Origin of the sequence: Phenylobacterium sp. (genome assembly GCF_041691455.1) — a bacterium.
In the GTDB taxonomy this organism is placed as follows: Bacteria; Pseudomonadota; Alphaproteobacteria; order Caulobacterales; family Caulobacteraceae; genus Phenylobacterium.
The window spans coordinates 258455-280057 of sequence record NZ_JBEPUO010000002.1; the positions used below are offsets into that span (position 1 = coordinate 258455).

Genomic DNA, 21603 nt, shown 5'->3' on the forward strand with positions numbered 1-21603 from the left:
CCCCCAAAGCGCTGTGCGTCTCAGGTCCCAGCCTGCACGAACGGGACCTTCTCGAACAGCCGCCGTTCCGCGCCGCGCGGATCGTCGACCAGCCGGGGCGGGGCGTCGAACACCAGGGTCTGGCGGCGCGGCAGGCCGTAGGGCTCCCAGCGCGGGATGGCCCTGCAGTTGGGGTCGCCGGTCCGTGCGAAGGCCAGGAAGGCCTCGCTCATGGCCTCGGCCATCGGCTGAGCGGCCGGACCAACGGCGTTGGAGCCGGGGGCGGCGACATTGTCGAACACCAGCGGGATGTCGGCCATGTGGGGGGCGCCGAACTTGCCGCCCTCGCGCGGGCTCGCCCAGTCCACCTGGTAGACGAAGGCGGGCGTCCCGGCCCTGGCGCGCTCCTCCGCCTCGACGATCGCCGCGCGCCACGACCGCGCCGCCGTGGTCGCGGCGAAGAGCACGTCGCTGGCGGAATAGGCCGGATAGAGCCGGCGGTAGGCGGCGATCACCGTGGCCGGGTCGATGTCGACCCGCATGTTCTGTTGGTTGAGCTTCGCCGGCAGCCCGGCCCAGTCGACGGTGAAGTTCGTCGGATCGCCGCCCAGGAAGGCGCGGGTCTCGTCGTGGGTGTTGCCGATGATCATCGGGATCGCCGCGGACTGGGCCGGGGCGTCCGGATAGAAGGGGTGGCGGGTCAGCGACCGTTCGTCCAGCACCGGACCGAAGTAGAGCCCGCCGAAGCCCAGCACCGGGTCCTGCGCGGATTGGGCGTCCACCAGCCGATCGACCGGCAGGGTGCGGAGGAGGCCGGCTTCCTCCGGCTTCAGCTTCAGCGCTTCGAGCCAGGCGAGCGTCCGGCGCGTGGCGTTGCCGGGCCCCGACGCGGTGACCTGCTGGCCGCTCATGGTCGCGGCGCGGTGGAAGAGGCCCTTGGCCGCCGGCATCGCCATCATGGTGGCGATCTTCGCCCCGCCGCCCGACTGGCCGAAGACCATCACCCTGCCCGGATCGCCTCCGAACTCGGCGATGTTGTCGCGCACCCACTGCAGGGCGAGCACCAAGTCGAGCTGGCCCGCATTGCCGCTGTCGGCGAGCTCGGGGACCAGGCGCGCAAGGTAGGCGTAGCCGAAGGCGTTCAGCCGGTGGTTCAGGGTCACCACCACCACGTCGCCGCGCCGGGCCAGCCGGACGCCGTCGTAGAGCGCCGCGGAGCCCGAGCCGGTCGAATAGGCGCCGCCGTGGATATAGACCATCACCGGCCGCCGGCCGCCGTCGCGGAGCGCCGGGGTCCAGACGTTGAGGAACAGGCAGTCCTCGCTCATCGGTCCCGTGGTGCGACCGGCCTGGGGCGCGGCCGGGCCGTAGACCGTGGCGTCGGCGGTCTCCGTCCAGGGCCGCGGCGCAGCCGGCGGCTGGAACCGCCGGGGGCCGGTGTCGGCCCCGTAGCGGACGCCCTTGAAGACCTTGATCCCGCTGTCGACATAGCCGCGCACCGGGCCGTGGCGGGTGCGTGCGAGCGGGCCATCCGCCGCGCCGGCGCGTCCCGCCGACAGCATCAGGCCGGCGCTCAGGCCCGCCAGCACGGTGCGGCGCGGATAGAGGTTCATGCCGGCCTCCCGGTCAGGAAGTCCCGCCGCGCCGCCCAGGACAGGAACAGCTCGGGCCAGGCCGCAGCCGGCTTGCCGCGCGCCAGGCCGAGCCCGAACCCGTGGCCGCCCTCCTCGAAGATGTGGGCTTCGGCGGCGACCTTGGCGGCCCGAAGCGCGGCCAGGTAGTTCAGGCTGTTCTCGGCCGGAACCGAGGTGTCGTTCCAGGCGTGGACCAGGAAGGTCGGCGGCGTGGAGCGGTCGATGTGCAAGTGGGGCGAATAGGCCGCTTCCGACCCGGGCGCCGGCGGCCTTCCCAGCAGGGCCTCGCGTGAACCGGGATGCGCGAAGGGCCTCGCCATGTCGATCACCGGATACATCAGCGCCGAGAGATCCGGCCGCGCCTCCAGGGCGTCGGCGGCGTCGACCGGCGCATAGACTCGGGCCTGATGCCGGGTGGCCAGCGAGGCCGCCACGTGGCCGCCGGCTGAGAAGCCCATGGCGGCGACGCGTTTCGGATCGACGCCGAAGCGCGCCGCGCCGGCCCGGATCAGTCGCATGGCGCGCTGGGCGTCCTGCAGGGGCGCGTCGGCCGCCTGGTCCCAGCCCTCGGCGGGCAGGCGGTAGCGCAGCACGAAGCAGGTGATTCCCGCCGCCGCGAGCCGGTGGCCGACCTCGAAACCCTCCTTGTCGATCACCACCCGGATATAGCCGCCGCCGGGCGCGATCAGCAGGGCTGCGCCATTGGGCCGGGCGGGCCGGAAGACGGTCATCAGCGGCGCGCCGATCCCGGAAGCGATCCTGGAAGCCCGACGTCGCCACCCGATCGACAACCTGTTCGCGGGGCAGGATCCGCTGAGCGCCGGGCGGCCGGCCGGGCCAGAGCGGGACAAGCTCGGTCGGATCGGCCAGGATCGTCGGCGGCCCGGCGAACGCCGGCGTCGCCGCGGCGATGGCGAGACCGAAGAGGGCGCGGCGGTCCAGCGGCATGACGGGCAATCCTTGGGGACAGCGGTATGACACCGGTAGCATTCGTCGTTTCGCGTCACTAGCGTGGGCTGATGCGCGACCGCAGAACCTTCCTGGCCACCGGCCTCAGCGCCTTGGCCGCGCCGGCCTTCGCGGCTCCGGCGACGGACTACGCCGCGGTCCTGGCGCAGGCCTATGGCGCGCCGGTCACGCCGGACGCCGTCCACGCCCGGGCGCTGTCGGCGGTGCGTGCGGCCCAGGCGCGGGCGGACGTGCTGCTGCGCGGGCAGGGGCTTAAGGACGGTTCCGTGGGCGAACGGCTCCGCACCCTCGCCAAGGATCCGCGCTGGCTCTATCCGGACAGCGACGCCGGCCGCGACCGGGCGGTGGCGGAGATGAACGCCCGGCTGGCGGCCTTCCGTCCACGCCTCGGCGAGGCGTTCGGCGGCCTGCCGATCGCCGCCGCCGAGGTCCGGCGCATGTCGCCAGCCGATGTCGCGGCGGGCCGCGGCGGCTATCGGGAGGCTCCGCGCGATGGCCAGCCCGGCGCCTACTACATCAACCTGAAGGCGATCTGCGAGCGCCCGGCCTGGAGCCTCTCCAGCGTCGGCTTTCATGAGGTGATCCCCGGCCACCTGCTGCAACTGCCGCTGCAGGCCGCCGCCGCCCCGCCGGCCGATCGGCTGAAGGCCGCGGGCGCCTATTTCGAAGCCTGGGCGATCTACGCCGAGCAACTGGCCTGCGACCTTGGCGCCTACCGCGGCGATCCGCGGGGTGAGATCGGCTACCTGCAATGGCGGCTGTTCCGGCTGGGCCGCGTGATCGCCGACATCGGCCTCCACGCCGGGGCCTGGACGCGCGAGCGGGCCATCGCCGAGCTCACCGGACTGCAGGGCCAGTCCATCGCCTTCATCACCATCGAGGCCGACGTCGACCGGATGATCTCCACGCCCGGCAAGTATGCGGCCGAGGCCCTGGGCGCCCTGGCGATCGCCGACTGGCGCCCGCGCGAGCGCGCCCGGTGGCCGGCGTTCCACCGCGCCGTCCTCGTGGAAGGCCCCTGGCCTTTCGGCGAACTCGAGCGGCGCCTGCGCAGCTGACGGTTTTTGCGGATCGAAGTCCAAGCTTCAGCGTTCTGAAACCCGGGACGTTTGGAAGAAGTAACCGTGGGCCGTTTGAACACCGATTCCCTGGGCCGCGCGCAAGGCGCCGTCGCCCGGGTCCAGAGGACCATCCAGGACGAAGTGCTGAGCGGCAGGATCATCCTCGATGACACCACCTTCGATCACTGCAGCTTTCAGCACGCGGTGCTGGTCTACCGCGGCGGCGCGCCGCCGACCCTGAAGAACTGCAGCTTCGAGGCCACCGCCTTCGAGTTCGAGGACGCCGCCAGCCGGACGCTGGCCCTGCTGCAGGCCATGTCTTCGACCTCGAGCGGCCTGCGCGACGTGTTCAAGGCGTCATTCCCGCGGGTGTTCGGCCACTGAGGCCCCGGCCGCCGGCCGGTCAGCGCGACGCCGCGCGGCCGTCCTCGGCGCCGGCGTCTTGCGGTGTGCGGCCGGCTTCGCTCCAGGCGAAAACCTTGGCGACCAGCTCGGCCATGTCGACGGGCTTGGGGATGACGTCGTCCATCCCGGCCTCGGCATAGTCTTGCAGTTGCGGCGTCAGGGTGTTGGCCGTGACCGCGACGATCGGAACCGCGCCCACCGGGCCGGAGAGGGCGCGAATGGCGCGCGTCGCCTCTATGCCGTTCATCACCGGCATCTGGATGTCCATCAGGATCAGGTCCCAGCCGCCGGCCCGCGCCGCCTCGAGGCCTTGCCGGCCGTCATCGGCGGTCTGGCAGTCGACGCCATGCGCCGTGAGGATCGCCGTGACCAGCGCCCGGTTGCTCTCGTTGTCGTCCACGTAGAGCACCCGCAGGGCGCGCTCGCCGGGCGCCTCCGCTGTGCGCGCGCCAGGCGCCGCCCGCGGCTCGAAACGCGCGGAGGACGGCGCCGCGTCCCCGGTCCATCCGTCGCGTTCCGAGAGCCCGATCATTTCATTGACGACGGCCAGGAGACGCCTTCCGGCGTCGTGGATACGGTGGGCCTGCTGCGCCTGTTCCGGTGAAAGCCCGTCGTCCTTGAGCAGCTCGGAAAAGCCGATGACGGTGTTGAGCGGCGTCCGCAGCTCATGGGACATGTCGGTCAGGAACTTCTGCCGCGCCTCGGCCATGGCCGCCTTCTGCTCGGCCGCCGCCCACGCCAGTTCGGCCTCGACGCGCTCGGTCACGTCGCGCTCGTTGAGCAGCACCCCGGCCTCGCCGGTCACCGGATCCAGCACCGGGCGCGCGTCCAGATGGTGCCAGCGGCGCCCGCTCGTCGTGAGGGTCTCGCAGACCTCGGCGACGGTCTCGCCGGCCAGGGCGTGGATCAGCATCGGCCGTCCCCGCTCCGGATCGGCGAACCGCGCTTCGAAGGGATGTTCGGTTGAGCCGTAGGCGGAGAACGCCGCCGGGTTGGCGAAGATCGCGCGGCCGTCCCGGTCGAAGAGCGTGATCAGGGTGGAGGTGTGCCGCAGCGCCTCGACCGCCCGTCGCTCGCCCGCCTCGACATCGGCCGCGGCGGCTTCGAACAGCAGCACCGGCGAGCCATCGTCCAGCCGGCAGGTCGAGATGGTCGCCTGCACCGTGACGGGCTCGCCGTTGGGATAGAAGGTCCACTGCTCGGTGACCTCTTCGCCGTGGGCGGTGGCCTGGGCCAGGCGCGCCGTGCGCGCATGGACGGCCCGCGAAAGCTTTGAGAAATCTCGCGACAGCAACTCATCCAGGCTGTCGGCGCCCCAAAGGCGCAACGCCGCGGCGTTCGCATAGAGGCCGCGCAGTCCGTGGGGGTCGAACAGCCAGATCGGCCGGCGCAGGGCGTCCCAGGATTGCATCCTGGATTTTAAGCTTGGCACTGGCGCGGACCGGCTCACGCACCAGCCTTACCCCAACGCCCTGAAACAAAGCTGAAGACGGCTAGCGCAATTCCACGCTGTTGTTGAGTTGGGTGATCTCGTGTCCACCGTTTCGCAGGACGACCCTGACGCGGGCGTCCTTGGGGTCGAAGCCTGGCGGGAGCGCGAGGTTCACCGTCGCGGTCTTGGGCTTCAGGTCCTTGGGGGCCTTCAGCGGCGGGGTGGCGGCGCGCGCGACGATCTTGCCCGTGGCGTCCTCAAGGGTGACCTCGCCCGCCGAGGCGTCCAGGTCGCCGAGGCTGTGCACGGTGACCGAGAGGTTGCGGCCCTTGCGGATCACGTCCTCGGCGCCGATCCCGAGGTCCGGGGCGTTGGACGCCTGCGGACCGGGGGTGGCGAGGGTGAAATCCAGGACGGTGGTGCGACGCGGCGCGAAGGTGACGTTCACCGGTCCGCTTTTCCAAAGCGCCACGGTCCGTCCCTCTGGGGCGTCGGCCCGGTCGTCGCCGTCGGCGTCCACGCCCGAGGTCATGCGCCATTCGCCGGAGGTCACGTTCCAGCCGGTCATGACGGCGGTCACCGGCCGATCGGCGGTGTTGTAGGCGATGACCTTGAAGTGGTTGGGCGTCGCGCCGGGGACCAGGATCGCCACCTGCTCGGCGGCCTCGGGTTTGTCGAAGCGCCAGCTCACCGTGGCGCCCGGCCAGATCCAGTTACGTTTCAGAGCCACGCCGCCTAGGCGCGAGCGCTGCAGCAACTCGGAGGGGACTTCCACCCGATCGCTCCACCAATGGCCCTCGGTCTGGGTGTACATCCGCTGGTTGGCCGTGCGGATCTCCTCGCCGTAGAGGTCTTCGAGGTAGCGCTTGTCGCCGCCCGCCTGCCAGGCGAGGTAGCGGTCGAAGTTCGAGGCGCCCGGGGCCGAGCCGCGCTTGACGGCCTCAGGCCCCCAGTCCGCGCGCTTGCCCAGGACGTCCAGGAGATTCTCGTTGAACTCCGTCAGGGCGCGTGTGCCGCCCTTGGCCTCGGCGGCGATCAGGGGAGCGAGGTACTTGGCGTCGCCCGAGAGGCGGTAAGCGCCCCACAGCAGCTGCATGGCCGGGGTGTTGACCGGCAGGACGCCTCGCGTCTCGTCGGTGCGCCAGTTGATCTCATCAGGCCAGGTGGTCTCGCCGTTCGGTCCGGTCTTGGCGTGGACGAGGATGCCGTCGGCGAGGCCGATCACATATTTCTTCGCCGTCGGATCGCCGTTGAACCCAGCCATCAGCAGGGCGGGGTGCAGCACCAGGTAGGACTGGTCCTTGCCCCATTCCCAGGGCCCTTCGCTGAACACCTTGGCGCCGGAAAACCAGCTGGTCTTGAAGTGCAGGTGGCCGGCCGCGTTCGGCTGGATGATGCGGTCGTAGGCGGCCAGCGTGGTCATCAGCCGTTCGACCACCTTCGGGTCGCCCCAGTTGATGTACATCGCTTCCGAGTTGGAATTGATGCCCTCCTCATAAGAGTGCAGCTCGTCGGTCATGATGGTCGACAGGCCGCCGGTGAACATGCCGTTCTTGTAGGCGCTGTCGGCGAGCGCGATGTGCGAGGCGCGGATGCGCTCGGGCTCGACGCCCATCAGCGCCAGGCCCGGCCATTGCTCGACGAGGTCGGTGTCGTCGGAGATGCCGCCGCCGAAGTCGCCGTAAGCGACCTGGCGGTTGTCGATCCACCAGTCGACGAAGTGATGCACCAGCTTCAGGTCCTCCAGCTGGCGGAAGGCCCAGAGCGGCACGCCGGCCGGCGGCGTCGGCTGGACGAAGGGCAAGGGGCCTTGGCTATGGAAGGCGATGTCGGCCCAGTATTCGCGGCCGATCCTGTTGTCCGGATCGACGCGCAGCAGGTCCGTCGCATCGGCGACGACCCGGGCGTAGAGCGACTCCCGCTTGGACGCCGTGTGCTCCTCGACGAGGAAGCCCCAGTTGTCCTTCACCTGGTTCAGCCGGTCGGCGACGTGCTCGGGGAGGCCCGCGGCGCGGTCCTTGAACACCAGGCGGATCCTGGCGCCGTCGAGTTGGGCCGCATCGAAGTCGGCCCCGTCGCCGGCGAAGGTCAGGTAGAGGCTGTTGTTGGGCAGGATGCGGTCGCGGGTGTCGAGCCAGACCGTGCGCGCTTCGCCCGGCTTCACCGAGACCGAGATGTCCAGCAGGTTCCGCATCGGCCAGATCGGGTCCTTGATCTGGATGTTCAGCGGGAAGGTCTCGCCCTGGGTCGGCTTCACCTTGAGCGCCGGGATATCGATGGCGACGCCGTCGAGGGCGTCGTGCATGTTCTCCCAGCCGTAGCCGAAGGACCGATAGAGCGGCTCAGCCGGCGGTGAAGCGCCCACTTCGTAGGGGATCAGGATGTGGACGATCGGCAGCTTCGCGCGTTTGTCCGCTGTCCGCGTCCGGGAGGGCGCGCCGTCCGGAAGGGCGACGACCGTGGCCCGTTCCTCCGGCGGATAACGTCCGGCGATGAAGGCGTTCAGCGCATCGAGATCGGGCGAATTCGGGTCCGCCGAGGCGTGGATGGTGTAGCTGAGTTTGGTCGTGCCCTTCGGTTCGGCGCCCGCACCCAGGTCGTAGGCCGCGATTTCCTGGATCGGGGTTTCCTGGGCGATGTTGGTGAAGGTCAGCGTCCCGGCGCGGCGTTCGTCCGTGAACTGATTGAAGGTCCGCTCCTGGCCCTGCGCCCGGTTCGCGATCTTGCCGGCGCCCCAGGTCAGGTCGCCATAGGCCGCGCCCTGGATCTCGAGGTGATTCCAGGGCTCATCGGGCAGGGTCAGCGTCAGCCGCTTGCCGCCTTCGACGTAGACGTTCCAGTCCGGCAGCGTCAGGTAGTCGTTGCGGCCGGGCAGGCGCGAGCGGTTGTAGACCCCGGGCCAGGTGGTCTCGGCGATCCCGTCGGTCGCCTTCCACATCCACTCCTTGAGGTCCTTGGCGTCGGCGAACTCGACCTTGCGGATGCGGGTGACCGGCGCCGCCAGCAAGGGCGGGGCGTCGCCCAGGCGGTTCCAGCCGTAGCGCAGGCGCCACTCGTCGCGGACCGTCTGGCTGGCCAGGTCGCGAGGGGCCTCCGCGGGCGCGGGCTCCTCGGCCTTGGCGAGCGCGGCGATCGCCGGAGCGGAAAGCGCGTGGTCGTAGATCCGAAGCTCGTCGTAGTCGCCGCCGCGCATGAAGTTGTAGCGGCTCTGCACCTGGTGCGGCGAGACCACCCGGCTGGTCGGCCCGAACTGGTCGAGGCCCGAATCGTAGACCGCCACCGCCGCCTGTTTCGCCGCCAGCTTGCCGTCGATATAGAGCTCGACGCCACGGGTCTCGTCCCAGGTGAAGGCCAGATGCGTCCAGGCGTCGGGCGCCGGCCGCTTCGGCAATTTGAACGAGACGCGGGTGCGGGCGAGGTTGGCGTCGGTGACGAAGGCGTCGAAGCCGGAGCCGTTCCAGTCGATCCGCAGCCAGGCCATGTCCCAGCTCGTGTGGTCGGCGTAGCCCACGCGGAACAGCGGGAAGGGCGCCTCGCCCACCGGATAGCGGCTGCGCCAGAAGAAGCTGAGCGTGCCGCGCTGGGCGTAGATGTTGCCCGGCGCCTTCCAGGCCAGCACCACGTCGTCGGCGGTGGAGAGCGCGCCGCCCTTGACGCCGGTGGGCACGATCTTGGCGCGATCGGCGAAATTCGGGACCGGGTCGCCGGCCGCCGCGTCGGCGGTCAGGCCCTTGTCCGCCGAGAGCCGGAACAAGAGGCCCGGCTCGGCGGCGCGGGTGGGACTTGTCACAGCCGTGGCGGCCAGGGCGGAGAGCGCGAGGAGACGCAGTCGGTTCAACGGCACGGATCTGACCCTTCCTGGCGTGGCGACCTTACTCTGACGGCGGTTCGTCCACGAACGCACATATGACACCGGTGGCAAAAACCGCGAGCGCCGTTCGGCGGGGGCTTGCGAGCCGGACTAAAGCATGGCTTATTCGCCGTTGCTACCGGTGTCATGTCCCGTTTTGACACCGGTGTCATACATAGGATGCGAGCGGCGTTCAAGCCGCGCCCGACCTGTCGGCGGTGTATCGATGGGCGGATCGCGAGGGAGGGAAAAAGATATGGCTCGCCAAGGTATTCGTACGTCGGGACGACGGCTGCTCAGCAGCGCTTCGCTGGCGGCTTTGACCGCCGCCTCGCTGTGGGCCGGCGCCGCGGTGGCGGCCGAGGCTCCGGCCGGCGGAACCCAGGTCGAGGAGCTCGTCGTCACCGGCGGCTTCCGCGGCAGCCTTGAGCAGGCGCTGAACCAGAAGAAGCTGGCGACGGTCTCCGCCGATTCGATCCTCGCCGAGGACATCGGCAAGTTCCCCGACCTCAACCTCTCCGAATCGATCCAGCGCATCCCGGGCGTCGCCCTGCAACGCGACGCCGGCGAAGGCCGCGAGATCTCGGTGCGGGGCCTGGGACCCCAGTTCACCCGCGTGCGGATCAACGGCATGGAGGCGCTCTCCACGACGGGCACTTCCGACGCCAACGGCGGGGTCAACCGCGGCCGGGCCTTCGACTTCAACGTCTTCGCCTCCGACCTCTTCAACTCGATCACCGTCAACAAGACGGCGGAAGCCGCGACCGAGGAAGGCTCGCTGGGCGCGACCGTCGACCTGAGGACCGCGCGGCCCTTCGACTACAAGGGCTTCACCTTCGTGGCCTCGGGCCAGGAGGGCTACAACGACCTCTCCGAGAAATATAATCCGCGCGGCGCGATCATGATCGCCAACCAGACCCCGGACGGGACCTTCGGCGGCCTGTTGTCGGTGGCCTACAACAAGCGCGACACCAAGGACGTCGGCACCTCGACCGTCCGCTGGGCGACCGGCAACGCCTTCGCCCCGGGCTTCCGCTCGGTGCTGCCTGGGGCAGGTATAACCCTCGCCCAGGCGGACGCGGCCTTCCACCCGCGCTTCCCGCGGTTCGACGACTACACCGACCACGAGGAGCGGCTGGGCGCCACGGGCACCCTGCAATGGAAGCCCAGCGACAAGACGCTCTTCACCTTCGACGCCCTCTACGCCGACTTCAAGGCGACCCGCGAGGAGCGCTATCTGGAGGCGCCGTCGTTCAGCGTCTCCGGCGCCTGCACCGCGGCGACCACCGCCAACGGCAGCTGCGGCATCGCCCAGACCGACGTGGTCTCCGCGACCCTCGATCCGGCCACCAACACCATCACCAAGGGCACGTTCAACAACGTCGACCTGCGGGTCGAGGACCGCTTCGACGAGCTCGACACCAAGTTCAGCCAGTTCACCCTGACCGGCGAGCATGAGTTCAACGACCAGTGGAAGGCCGACTTCGTGGCCGGCCACGCCCGCTCGGACTTCACGAACCCGATCCAGACGACGCTGACCTTCGACCAGCTGAACGTGCAGGGCTACAGCTACGACTACACGCAAGGGCGCGTGCCGCTCCTGAGCTACGGCAGCGCCAACCTGACCAACCCCGGGTCATGGATTCTCACCCAGATCCGCGAACGCCCGCAGACCGCGCTCAACACCTACGACAACGCCCAGGTGAACCTCTATTTCACCCCCATCGAGGCGGTGAAGCTGTCGGGCGGCCTCGACTACAAGAAATATGACTACGTCACCACCGAGATGCGGCGCTCGAACGGCACGACGGCGAACCAGGAAGCGGTGGTCCCGGCCGGGATCACCGCGATCCCGCTGTCGAGCTATTCGCAGGTCACGACGCTCAACACCAAGGGCCTGGATGCGCCGGCCGGCACGGCGGTGAACTGGCTGGTCCCGAACCTCAACGTCGCCAACAGCCTGCTCAGCCTCTACGACCCGACCGCCTTCGGCGGCGCCTTCCGCCTGGGTCCGGAGCCGGCGCTCGGCAACAACAACTCGGTGAGCGAAAAGGATAGCGGCGGCTACGTCCAGGCCGACTGGCACACCGAGCTCGGCGGCATCCCGTTCCGCGGCAATGTCGGCGTCCGCTATGTGAAGACCGAGGAGAGCGCGTCAGGCTTCACCTTCCTGGCCGGCGCGCCGCTGGCGATCACCGCGAGCCGCGAATATTCCGACACGCTCCCGTCCCTGAACATGGTGCTGGAGCCGCACGAGAACTTCCTGATCCGCTTCGCGGCGGCCAAGGTCATGGCCCGGCCGAACCTCGGCAGCCTGACGCCGAGCGTGACGGTCAGCGTCTCCGGCGCGAACCACACGGTGACCGCCGGCAACCCGAACCTCGATCCGTTCCGCGGCAAGGCCTACGACCTCAGCTTCGAGTGGTATTTCAACAAGTCGTCGCTGATCTCGCTGGCGCTGTTCCGCAAGGACATCGACAGCTTCGTGCAGACCAAGCAGCAGAGCGCGGTCTTCCACAACAACCCGTTCGGCATCCCCGACAGCGTCGCGACCGCGGCCTGCGGCACGCTGACCGGCTGCGACACCACCACCACCCAGTGGACCTTCACGGTGCCGGTCAACACCCCCGGCGGCCCGGTGGACGGCTTCGAGATCAACTATCAGCAGGCCTTCGACTTCCTGCCGGGCCTGCTCAGCCACACCGGCGCCTTGATCAACTACACCCACGTGAAGTCCTCGATTGACTACGTGAACGGCACGGGCGTGGTGGTGGCGACCAACGACCTCACGGGCCTGTCGCGCGAATCCTACAACGCGACGCTCTATTACGAGGACGACCGGATCTCGACCCGCATCTCGGCGGCCTACCGGTCGAAATATCTGACCCGCGTGCCGGGCCAGGAAACGGGCACCGACGTCGATGGCACCAACTCGACCTTCAACCTCGACGCCTCGTTCCAGTACACCTGGAACCAGCATCTGAAGTTCACCGTCGAGGGCATCAACCTGACCGACGAGTTCCAGGACCAGTTCAACGACTCATCGAACCGCGTGAGCTTCTACCACCACACCGGACGCGAGTTCCTGGTGGGCTTCCGCTACACCTACTGAGGAGAGGCCGGCGCCCCTGCCGCAGGGCAGGGGCGTTGTGCGCCCTCGATCCGCAGGTCGCGGAACCCGCCGAGTTCGCCGTCCCCGATGGCCTGACGGCACCTGGGATCGCCGGAGCCCAGGGCCGCGTCGTCGAAACGCAGGCCGAGGCCGAGGCTCTGGCGCCCGCCGTACCCGAAACGACCCCCGAACCGGTTGCCGAACTGGGTTTCGCCGACCGCGATGCTGGCCGTGCCGCTCTTGCCGATCGGCACGTCGGTGCGGACATAGGCGCTGCGATAGCCGCCGGTCCCCACCGTCACATCGACCACGCCGTGGATCTTGCGGGGCTCCGATCCGGGGGTGATGCCGGTCGCGCCTTCCTGCGGCAGGGCGATGGCGGGGGAGGTTTTCAGATAGTCGTCGATCTGCGCGGCGACGCCGGGCGCGGCGGCCGGCGCGGACGCGGGCGCGGACTGGGGGCCAGACTGGGGCGCGGTCGCCACCGCCTCGGGCTCGGCCGCGAGCGCCGGCGCCCCGGCGAATACGGCGGCGAGGGCCAGGGCGGACAGCAGGCGACGGGAGCTACTCATGGAATTGCTATGCGCCCCGCACTGCTCCGGAATAAGGCGGGGCCGCAATGCGCCGGCAACACAGGCGCGCAAGGTTGCGATTCCACGGCGCGCGGCGTTTTAGTCGCGGCCAGAGGGGCGCGTACGGTCTGCGCCAAGCAGTTTTCTAATCCGGGGGTGTCGCATGATCCGTCAGTCGTTCGCCGCGCTGATCGCGCTTGGCTTTTCCGCAACCACGGTGCTGGCCCAGCCAGGGCCCGGCAATAGCCCCGCCGCCGCCTCCCGCGCCGCCCGCAACACCAGCGACGAGCCGATGTCCAACAGCGGCAGCGTCGTTGAACGGCGCTCTGAACGCGGCGCCCAGGCCGGCGAACGGAAGATCAGCGACTTCGACATAGCCACCGCGCCCGTCCAGGAACAGGCCAAGCTTTCGCACCACACCGTCACGGTGGGCGGCAGGACCATTCCCTACACCGCCACGGCCGGCACGCTGACCCTGCGCGACGACGACGGCAAGCCGATCGCCAGCATGTTCTACGTCGCCTACACGGCCGACCGGGCCAAGGGCGATACCGACCGGCCGGTGACCTTCCTCTACAACGGCGGCCCCGGCTCGGCGTCGCTGTTCATGCACATGGGCGCGGTGGGCCCGATGCACGTGCAGACCGACTCGCCCGGCGCCACCCACTCCGCGCCGTTTGCGATCGTCGAGAACCCCTACACCCTGCTCGACAAGTCCGACCTGGTGTTCCTCGACGCCATCGGCGCCGGCTATTCCCGCCCGCTCGGCGACACCAAGGGGACGACCTTCTGGGGCGTCGACCAGGACATCGACGCCTTCGCCCGCGGCATCCAGCGCTACGCCACCATCAACCACCGCTGGAACTCGCCCAAGTTCCTGTTCGGCGAGAGCTACGGCACCACCCGTTCGGCGGGCCTGGTCTACGCCCTGCAGGAGCGCGGCCTGCAGTTCAACGGCGTGCTGCTGCTCTCCTCGGTGCTCAACTACGGGGCGCACGACTCGGGCTTCGACCACAGCTACGTGAGCTATGTGCCGAGCTATGCAGCGACCGCCGTCTACTGGAAGAAGGCGCCGCAGCCCGCCGACCTGACCGCCTACCTGCAGGAGGTCCGCAACTGGGCCGCGGGTCCGTACCTGGCCGCGCTCACCAAGGGCTCCAACATTTCCGAGCAGGAGTTCGACGCCACGGCCAAGCAGCTCAGCGCCTACACGGGCCTGTCGGTGGACTTCATCAGGAAGGCGAACCTGCGGGTCGACCTCAGCCGCTTCCGCAAGGAGCTTCTGCGCGACCAGCATCGGACGCTCGGCCGCTATGACACCCGCTTCACCGGCATCGACGCCGACAACGCCGGGGAGGGTCCGGAATACGACTCCTCGGACACCGGTATCCACGGCGCCTATGTCGCCGCCCTGCACGACTGGGTGGAGCGGGGGCTGGGCTACACGACCGAGCTCAACTATTGGCCGTCGGGCCCGGGCATCAACCAGGCCTGGGACTGGAAGCACAAGCCGCCGGGCGGCCCGAACGGCGGCGGTAACGCGCGCAAGGAACCGGTCGCCAATACGGCCGCCGATCTCGGCATGGCCATGCGCGAGAACCCGCACCTGATGGTCTATTCGCTGAACGGCATCTACGACATGGCCACGCCGTTCTTCGGCACCGAGTACGACCTGGCCCACATGTGGCTGGATCCCAGCCTGCGGAACAACGTGCGCTTCGGTTACTATCCGTCGGGACACATGGTCTATCTGAACCAGGACGCCATGAAGACGATGAAGGCCGATGTGGCGAAGTTCTATGACGAGGCGCTAGCCAAGCGCTGACGTGGGCCGAAGGGCCACAGCACATTCGTTAACGAATATAGTTAACGGCCGAATCTCAGCCGAGAGCTTCAGGCGACATATTCGCGTGAGGTGGGAACAACATTGACGGATAGTTAATAACACCTCCTAGTTGTCCTCTCGGCGTGACCGCTATCCGCGTTTTTTGGATGCGCGTCCCGCACATAAAGCAACGTTGGGGTGCTGAAATGAGAACCAGAATTCTTCTTGGAGGAAGTGCGCTCGCGCTGGCCCTCGTCCTCTCGGGACAGGCCTTCGCGTCCGGGAACAACAACTCCGCGCCCGACGGACCCGTCATCCTCGACCTTGTGGGCCAACCCGTCCCGCACACCTATACCCAGTACACGGCCAGCTTCATCGCCGGGACGACCTCGACGGACCTGTCCTTCGCTTTCCGAGAGGATCCCGCGTTCATCTCGCTGGACGACATCGTCCTGACGACCGGCGGCGGCGCGAACCTGGTGGTCAACGGCGGCTTCGAGGCCGGCCTCGTCAACGACAACGCCCCTGTCGGCTGGACCTATCTCAACGTGTTCGGCGCCTCGGCGGCGGGGACCGTTCAGGCCAACAATCCGCACAGCGGCTTGAACAACTATTACGACGGCGCGGTGCAGGCCTATGACGCCATCACTCAGAACATCACCACCGTGGTCGGTCAGACCTACAACCTCAGCTTCTGGCTGGACGACAACAGCCAGTTGACCACGTTCCAGCACCTCAGCACCAACGGCAACATAACCGGCTCGGGCGGCAACGGCATCGACCTGATCGTCTACGCCGGCGACGGCGTGCCGGTCCCGGCCGGCACAGGCGGCATTCCGGAGCCCGCGACCTGGGCCATCATGCTGGTCGGCTTCTTCGGCGCCGGCGCGGCGATCCGCGGCCGCCGGAAACTGGTGGCGGCGACCGCCTAGGCCGACTCCGATCAAAGACCGATCGAAGGCCCTGCCGCGCCACGCGGCGGGGCCTTCGTCATGTCAGGGGGCCAGCGCCGCGGCGCCCAGCTGCGCGCCGCCGGTCAGGGCGAGGGCGGCTGCGTCGGCTCCCACCGCGACCTTGTAGGCCCCCGCGTCGAGCCGCCAGCCGTGCGACTTGACGTCCCAGTTGGCGAGCAGGCGTTGCGGCGCGACGATCGTCACCTGCCGGCTCTGGCCCGGCTTCAGCGCCACCTTCGACCAGCCGATCAGCCGCTGCTGGCGCCGCATCGGAGCGGCCGTCAGATAGAGCTGCGGCGTGTCGGTCCCCGCTCGGGCGCCGGTGTTGGTCACCGTGAAACTGGCGGTGAGCGTCTTGCCGCCGGAAACCTTCAGGCCGGAGTAGCGGAAGCTCGTGTAGGTAAGCCCGTAGCCGAACGGGTAGAGCGGCCTATCGCCCGACCCGGCGAAGCCGCGGTAGCCGACGTCCGAGCCCTCCGAATAGCGCACGTCGAAGGCCTTCAGGCTGGTCGTCGGCGTCAGCGTCTCCACCGCCGCCTGGTCCGAGCCGGGCAACACCGGGCGCGCCAGCTGCGCCTCGCTGGCCGGGAAGGTCATCGGCAGCCGGCCTTGCGGCTCGACCTCGCCGAACAGCACGCTCGCGATCGCCTCGCCGCCCCGCGCGCCGGGATACCAGGCCTCCAGGATCGCGCCGGCCCGCTCGCGCCAGGGCATCAGCACCGGACCGCCGGTCTCCAGCACCACCACGGTCCTGGGGTTCGCCGCGGCCACCGCCGCGATCAGCGCGTCCTGCTCTCCCGGCAGGGTCATGGAGATGTCCATGCCCTCGCTGGACCACTGGGTGGCGAACACCACCACCACATCGGCGTTTCGCGCCAGCGCCGCCGCGGCGGCCGGATCCGCGCCGTCGTTGAAGGTCACCTTGGCGCCCTTCGCCCGGGCCTTGATCGCCGCCAGAGGCGCCGAGGGGTGGTACATCTGCCCACCGCCCCAGGAGGGCGCGCCCTTCGGCGCGGGGAACTTCACCGAGCCCAGGGGGATCACCTGGGAGGAGCCGCCGCCGGAGATCACGCCTGCGTCGGCGTGGCCGCCCACCACCAGGATGCGCTTGGCGCCGGCGGCCAGGGGCAGCAGGCCCTTGCCGGTCTTCAAAAGCACGATCCCCTGCTCGGCGGCGTGTCGGGCCACCAGGCCATCGGCGGCCGTGTCGAGGCCGCCGGCCTGGACGGGATGCTCGAACAGGCCCTGGGCGAACATGCTGCGCAGCAGGCGGTGGGTCATCTCGCGGATCCGCGCGGCGGGCACCTCGCCCGACTGCACGGCCTCCTTCAGCGGCGCGTCGAAGAAAACCTTTTTGTCGAGCTGCTGGCCGGATTCCTGGTCGAGGCCGGCCTTGGCCGCGGCCACGCCGTGCACCGCCCCCCAGTCGGACATCACCCAGCCGGGATAGCGCCAGTCGGTGCGCAGCACGTCGGTGAGCAGGAACGGGTTCTCGCAGGCGTAGGTCCCGCCGACCCGGTTGTAGGCGCACATCACCGAGCCCGGATGGCCGGTCTCGATGGCGATCTCGAAGGCCAGGAGGTCGCTCTCGCGGAACGCCGCCTCGTCGATCTCGGCGCTCAGCACCATCCGGCCGGTCTCCTGGTCGTTGATGGCGAAGTGCTTGGTGGTGGAGACGATGTGGTTCGACTGGATGCCCTTGATCGAGGCCCCGGCCAGGGTCCCGGCCAGCAGGGGGTCCTCGCCGAGGTATTCGAAGTTGCGGCCGTTGCGCGGGTCCCGCAGCAGGTTGACCCCGCCCGCCAGGAGCACGTTGAAGCCCTTTTGGCGCGCCTCTTTGCCGATCATCGCCCCGCTCGCGAAGGCGGTCTTGGCGTCCCAGGTGGCGGCCAGCGACAGGCCCGACGGCAACGGGGTAGCGTCATCGTCCTTCCGCCCGGCGTTGGCGACGCCGAGGCTCGCGTCGCTCTCGCTGAGCGCCGGGATCCCCAGGCGCGGCAGGCCGGGGACATAGCCGGCGGAGGGGATCGAACCGGCCGGCGGCTTGGCCATCAGCCTGGGGAAGACGCCATGCAAGAGGCCGACCTGTTCGTCGAGGTTCATCTGGCCGATCACCAGGTCGGCCCGGCGGTCAGGGCTGAGCTTGGCGTTCATCCAGGGCCGGGCCGCAGCGGTCTTCGCGGGGGCCTTAGGAGGCGTCTTGGGGCCCGCCGACAGCGCCAGCCCCGGCGCCGCCAGCGCCAGCGCCGCGGCGCACGCACCGATCTTCAACCCATGTCCCACAGCCGCGCCCTCCGCTTTTCGTTGGGCGAGTCGTACCGCAAGCCGCGCGGTCCCACAGCACCTGAATTGACGCCGTACGCGACCCCGCGGGCCCACCGTTTCGAGGGCAGTTGTGCGCCCTGCCACTTAGGCTTGCGGCGCAAGCGCGACCGTAGGCACACTCGCGGCAACAACACCGGGGAGGATGCCTATGCGTGGAATGCTTATGGCCGCGAGCCTTGCGGCTCTCATCGGCCTGTCCGCCTGCGACACCAAGGAAGAGGCCGCCGCGCCGCCGCCGCCGCCGAAATCCATGGCCCGTCCGCAGCAGATGTACGCCGGCCAGGAACAGATCGCCAAGATCGACAGCGCCGCCATCAAGGTCAGCGAGCCCGGCAAGCTCCAGATGACCGCCGCCGGCAGCGTCGGCATGGCCGGCTACAAGAACGCCGCCTTCCTGCCGCGGATCAACGCCGCCCCGCCGAAGGACGGCGTCTATGAGGTGGATGTGGTGGCCGACAAGCCCGCCGCGCCGGGCGCAGCCGCGGTGACGCCCATCGAGATCAAGAAAGCCTGGGCGGGCTATCCGGCCGACCATCTCAAGGGCGTGAAGTTCTTCGCCAAGACCAACTCGGTGGTGGCGATGCTGCCGGCGAGCTGAGCCGCGCCTCTTCGCGCTCGCCTTCGCCGCTGCTAGGTTCGATTGTGCCCGCGTCTTGTTCCGCGGCGAAGGGGGCCTAGTGGCGTCGGACGCCTTCAATGCGTCGGAACAGAAGCTGGCGGCGGCGCACCAGGCGCTGCTGCACACCCGCGGCCTGCAGCTCGACTTCAAGGCCGCGCCGCCGCCGCCGCCGACGCCTTCGTGGGTCGGGGACGTGCTGCGGGCCATCGGCGACCTCGCGCCGATCTTCAAGTTCGTCTTCTGGGGCGGCCTGGCCCTGGGCGCGGCCCTGATCCTCTGGTTCATCGGGCGCGAGATCTGGGAGACGCGGCGTCGCAAGCGGCCGCCCACCGTCGCGCCGGCGGACTGGCGGCCCGAGCCCGAGGCCGCGCGCGCCTTGCTGGAGGAGGCCGACCGGCTGGCCGCCGCCGGGCGCTTCGGCGAGGCGATCCATCTACTGCTGTTCCGCAGCATCGACGACATCGCCGGCCGCCGGCCGGGACTGGTGCGACCGGCCTTCACCAGCCGCGACATCGCCCGCCTCGACCAGATGCCGCCCCCGGCCCGCGGCGCCTTCGCCCGCATCGCCGAGCGGGTCGAACGCAGCTTCTTCGGCGGCCGTCCCGTGGGGTCGGAGGATTTCGCCGAAGCGCGGGGCGACTACGAGACCTTCGCCTTCTCGGAGGGTTGGTCATGAGCGCGACCGAGGCGCCGGCCGGACCGCCGCAGGCCTTCTCCCCGCGCACGATCCTGGCCCTGGTCATCGTGGGGCTGATGTCGTTCTCGGCCTTGGCGGTGCTGGCGGCCTATGCGCCGGAGCTGCGCGGCGCGACCGATCCGGCGGCCCATGCGCTCTCGGCCTCCGCGGTGGGCTTCAAGGGCGTCACCGTCATGCTGAAGGCCGAAGGCGCGCCGGTGGTGATCAGCCGGACATCGCCGCGCGGGCGCCGACCCGACCCGGCGCTGCTCGTCCTGACGCCGACAATCGAGACCTCCGCCAAGGATCTCGCGCCCTTCGCGAACCAGCCGAGCATGCTGATCGTACTGCCCAAATGGCTCGCCGAGCCGCAGCCGCTCCATCCCGGCTTCGTCGACAAGGCGGGGATCAGCGAGAACAGCAACCATGCCACCCAGATGCTCTCGGCCTATTCGCCCGCCACCGAAGTGGGGCATCGCACCGGCCGCTCGCGACCCTCGCTCTACGGCGCTGGGGCCGTGTTCGCACCAGGCACGTTCCTGCGCCTGGACGCGATCGACGGCCTGCAGACCATCTCCGGCTCCGGCTGGGAGCCGATGCTTGTGGATGAGCAAGGGAGCGTCGTGCTCGCGCGGTCGAAGAAGCACTTCGAGGTGGTGGTCCTCGCCGACCCGGATCTCCTGAACAATCAGGGCCTGGCGGGGCTCGGCAATGCGCGGGCCGGGATGGCCATCCTCAACACCCTGCGCGACGAGTCCGGCCTGCGCTTCGACGTCACGCTCAACGGCTATGCCCGCGGTCGCGGGATCGGCCGGATGATGCTGGAGCCGCCGTGGCTGGCCGCCACCCTGTGCGGCGTGGCCGCGGCTCTGCTGATGGGGCTGCACGGCCTGGCGCGGTTCGGGCCGACGCTCGCCAGGGGCCGCGCCATCGCGCTCGGCAAGCGCGCCCTGGTGGACAATTCGGCGGGCCTGGTGCGGATGGCGGGACGCGAGGCCGAGCTCGCGCCGGCCTATGCGGCGCTGACCAAGACCATGGTCGGCAAGGTGGCCGGCGGCGGGGAACGCACCGCGGCCGGCGGCGACAACGAACGCTGGCTCACCGAGCTGGCGCGTCAGCGGGGCGCGGCCGCCCCCGCCGACCTGACGGCGCAGGCCGAACGGGCCAAGACCGCTGACGACCTGCTGGCCGTCGGACGAAGCCTCTATCACTGGCGATTGGAGATCACGCGTGAACGTCGATGAAGTGAGTGCGCTCGCCGCCAAGGTGCGGGCCGAGATCGGCAAGGCCATCGTCGGCCAGACCGAGACCGTCGATCTCCTGCTGACCGCGCTCTTCGCCCGCGGCCACGTGCTGCTGGAGGGGGCCCCCGGCACGGCCAAGACCTTCCTGGCCCAGTGCTTCGCCCGCACGCTCGACCTCGACTTCGGGCGGATCCAGTTCACGCCGGACCTGATGCCCGCCGACATCATCGGGGCCAACCTGTTCAACTTCCAGACCTCCAGCTTCACGCTGAGCAAGGGGCCCCTGTTCTGCGAGCTGCTGCTGGCCGACGAGATCAACCGCACCCCGCCGAAGACCCAGGCGGCGCTCCTGGAAGCCATGCAGGAGCGGCAGGTGACCATCGACGGCAAGCCGCACGTCTTGAGCGACCGGTTCATGGTGGTGGCGACCCAGAACCCGCTGGAGCAGCAGGGCACCTATCCGCTGCCCGAAGCCCAGCTCGACCGGTTCCTGTTCAAACAGACCCTGGGCTATCCGAGCCGCGACGAAGAGCGCCGGATCGTCGCCACCTATGGCGTCCAGAGCGGCCAGACCGCGCCCGCCGACATGGGGGTGGCCAAGGTGGTCAACGCCAAGGTCCTGGCGGCGGCCAACGCCGCGGTGGCCGCCGTGACGCTGAGCGACGAGGTGGTTACCTATGTACTCGACCTGGTCCGCTCGACGCGGGAGACCGCCGACCTGCAGAGCGGCGCGAGCCCCCGCAGCGCCGCCCAACTCGCCCTTGCCGCCCGGGCCCGCGCCGCCCTCGACGCCCGCGACTACGTCATCCCCGATGACGTGAAGGCGCTGGCCCTGCCGGTGCTGCGCCACCGGGTGATCCTGTCGCCGGCCGCCGAGATCGAGGGCCGCCGCGCCGATGAGGTGATCCAGGGCCTCGTCGAGCGGGCCGCGGCGCCGCGCTGACCGG

Annotated in this window: 15 protein-coding genes; 9 read left to right on the forward strand and 6 right to left on the reverse strand. The window is 69.7% G+C overall.

Annotated features, from left to right (window positions below):
* Positions 1–20 precede the first annotated feature (20 nt).
* Together ACESMY_RS04950 and ACESMY_RS04955 are read right to left on the reverse strand one after the other, a co-directional pair.
* Complete coding sequence (locus ACESMY_RS04950; protein WP_372782812.1) at positions 21–1592, reverse strand: carboxylesterase/lipase family protein; 1572 nt, start codon at positions 1590–1592, stop codon at positions 21–23.
* Positions 1589–2344, reverse strand: a complete 756-nt coding sequence (locus ACESMY_RS04955; RefSeq protein WP_372782814.1) for an alpha/beta hydrolase — start codon at positions 2342–2344, stop codon at positions 1589–1591. The genes ACESMY_RS04950 and ACESMY_RS04955 overlap by 4 nt, the downstream gene beginning before the upstream one ends.
* Positions 2345–2632: 288 nt before the next feature.
* Here ACESMY_RS04955 and ACESMY_RS04960 point away from each other — a divergent pair, with 288 nt between their 5' ends.
* Entirely contained in the window at positions 2633–3640 is a 1008-nt protein-coding gene (locus ACESMY_RS04960) for a DUF885 family protein (protein WP_372782816.1), read from the forward strand.
* 66 nt (positions 3641–3706) lie between these two features.
* Positions 3707–4027, forward strand: a complete 321-nt coding sequence (locus ACESMY_RS04965; RefSeq protein WP_372782818.1) for a hypothetical protein — start codon at positions 3707–3709, stop codon at positions 4025–4027.
* 19 nt (positions 4028–4046) lie between these two features.
* Here ACESMY_RS04965 and ACESMY_RS04970 read toward each other — a convergent pair whose 3' ends face one another.
* Both ACESMY_RS04970 and ACESMY_RS04975 read right to left on the reverse strand, forming a co-directional pair.
* Positions 4047–5459: a response regulator gene (locus ACESMY_RS04970; RefSeq protein ID WP_372782820.1), complete on the reverse strand. Its 1413-nt coding sequence runs from the start codon at positions 5457–5459 to the stop codon at positions 4047–4049.
* Positions 5460–5541: 82 nt separating this feature from the next.
* Positions 5542–9324 (reverse strand): LamG-like jellyroll fold domain-containing protein, encoded by a 3783-nt coding sequence (locus ACESMY_RS04975; RefSeq protein WP_372782821.1) that lies wholly within the window; start codon positions 9322–9324, stop codon positions 5542–5544.
* A gap of 262 nt (positions 9325–9586) precedes the next feature.
* Here ACESMY_RS04975 and ACESMY_RS04980 point away from each other — a divergent pair, with 262 nt between their 5' ends.
* Positions 9587–12442, forward strand: a complete 2856-nt coding sequence (locus ACESMY_RS04980) for a TonB-dependent receptor (RefSeq protein WP_372782823.1) — start codon at positions 9587–9589, stop codon at positions 12440–12442.
* Here the strand turns inward: ACESMY_RS04980 and ACESMY_RS04985 are convergent.
* Positions 12436–13014: a hypothetical protein gene (locus ACESMY_RS04985; protein WP_372782825.1), complete on the reverse strand. Its 579-nt coding sequence runs from the start codon at positions 13012–13014 to the stop codon at positions 12436–12438. The two genes, ACESMY_RS04980 and ACESMY_RS04985, sit on opposite strands and share 7 nt — an antisense overlap.
* A gap of 163 nt (positions 13015–13177) precedes the next feature.
* On the opposite strand from ACESMY_RS04985, the gene ACESMY_RS04990 reads away from it, so the two are divergent.
* Both ACESMY_RS04990 and ACESMY_RS04995 read left to right on the forward strand, forming a co-directional pair.
* Complete coding sequence (locus tag ACESMY_RS04990; protein WP_372782827.1) at positions 13178–14839, forward strand: S10 family peptidase; 1662 nt, start codon at positions 13178–13180, stop codon at positions 14837–14839.
* Between the two features lie 206 nt (positions 14840–15045).
* On the forward strand, positions 15046–15771 hold the full coding sequence (locus ACESMY_RS04995; protein WP_372782829.1) for a hypothetical protein: 726 nt from the start codon (positions 15046–15048) through the stop codon (positions 15769–15771).
* A gap of 63 nt (positions 15772–15834) precedes the next feature.
* On the opposite strand, the gene ACESMY_RS05000 is transcribed toward ACESMY_RS04995, so the two are convergent.
* The gene (locus ACESMY_RS05000) at positions 15835–17946 is read right to left on the reverse strand and encodes a beta-glucosidase (protein ID WP_372783388.1); all 2112 of its coding nucleotides are present in this window, start codon (positions 17944–17946) and stop codon (positions 15835–15837) included.
* Positions 17947–18265: 319 nt separating this feature from the next.
* Between ACESMY_RS05000 and ACESMY_RS05005 the strand changes: the two genes are divergently transcribed.
* From ACESMY_RS05005 to ACESMY_RS05020, 4 genes are all read left to right on the forward strand, one after another.
* Positions 18266–18715, forward strand: coding sequence for a hypothetical protein (locus tag ACESMY_RS05005; RefSeq protein WP_372782831.1), 450 nt, complete (start codon positions 18266–18268; stop codon positions 18713–18715).
* A gap of 79 nt (positions 18716–18794) precedes the next feature.
* Positions 18795–19412 carry a DUF4129 domain-containing protein gene (locus ACESMY_RS05010; RefSeq protein ID WP_372782833.1) on the forward strand — a complete coding sequence of 206 codons (618 nt, stop codon included), beginning with the start codon at positions 18795–18797 and terminating at the stop codon, positions 19410–19412.
* Positions 19409–20656 carry a DUF4350 domain-containing protein gene (locus tag ACESMY_RS05015; protein WP_372782835.1) on the forward strand — a complete coding sequence of 416 codons (1248 nt, stop codon included), beginning with the start codon at positions 19409–19411 and terminating at the stop codon, positions 20654–20656. The genes ACESMY_RS05010 and ACESMY_RS05015 overlap by 4 nt, the downstream gene beginning before the upstream one ends.
* Positions 20643–21599 (forward strand): AAA family ATPase, encoded by a 957-nt coding sequence (locus ACESMY_RS05020; RefSeq protein WP_372782837.1) that lies wholly within the window; start codon positions 20643–20645, stop codon positions 21597–21599. The genes ACESMY_RS05015 and ACESMY_RS05020 overlap by 14 nt, the downstream gene beginning before the upstream one ends.
* Positions 21600–21603: the final 4 nt, after the last annotated feature.

What these genes read in the sequence shown, in the direction of transcription:
- ACESMY_RS04950 (WP_372782812.1), bottom strand. Translation starts at nt 1,592, where the DNA reads ATGAACCTCTATCCGCGCCGCACCGTGCTGGCGGGCCTGAGCGCCGGC.
- ACESMY_RS04955 (WP_372782814.1), bottom strand. Translation starts at nt 2,344, where the DNA reads ATGACCGTCTTCCGGCCCGCCCGGCCCAATGGCGCAGCCCTGCTGATC.
- ACESMY_RS04960 (WP_372782816.1), top strand. Translation starts at nt 2,633, where the DNA reads ATGCGCGACCGCAGAACCTTCCTGGCCACCGGCCTCAGCGCCTTGGCC.
- ACESMY_RS04970 (WP_372782820.1), bottom strand. Translation starts at nt 5,459, where the DNA reads ATGCAATCCTGGGACGCCCTGCGCCGGCCGATCTGGCTGTTCGACCCC.
- ACESMY_RS04980 (WP_372782823.1), top strand. Translation starts at nt 9,587, where the DNA reads ATGGCTCGCCAAGGTATTCGTACGTCGGGACGACGGCTGCTCAGCAGC.
- ACESMY_RS04985 (WP_372782825.1), bottom strand. Translation starts at nt 13,014, where the DNA reads ATGAGTAGCTCCCGTCGCCTGCTGTCCGCCCTGGCCCTCGCCGCCGTA.
- ACESMY_RS04990 (WP_372782827.1), top strand. Translation starts at nt 13,178, where the DNA reads ATGATCCGTCAGTCGTTCGCCGCGCTGATCGCGCTTGGCTTTTCCGCA.
- ACESMY_RS04995 (WP_372782829.1), top strand. Translation starts at nt 15,046, where the DNA reads ATGAGAACCAGAATTCTTCTTGGAGGAAGTGCGCTCGCGCTGGCCCTC.
- ACESMY_RS05000 (WP_372783388.1), bottom strand. Translation starts at nt 17,946, where the DNA reads ATGAACGCCAAGCTCAGCCCTGACCGCCGGGCCGACCTGGTGATCGGC.
- ACESMY_RS05005 (WP_372782831.1), top strand. Translation starts at nt 18,266, where the DNA reads ATGCGTGGAATGCTTATGGCCGCGAGCCTTGCGGCTCTCATCGGCCTG.
- ACESMY_RS05015 (WP_372782835.1), top strand. Translation starts at nt 19,409, where the DNA reads ATGAGCGCGACCGAGGCGCCGGCCGGACCGCCGCAGGCCTTCTCCCCG.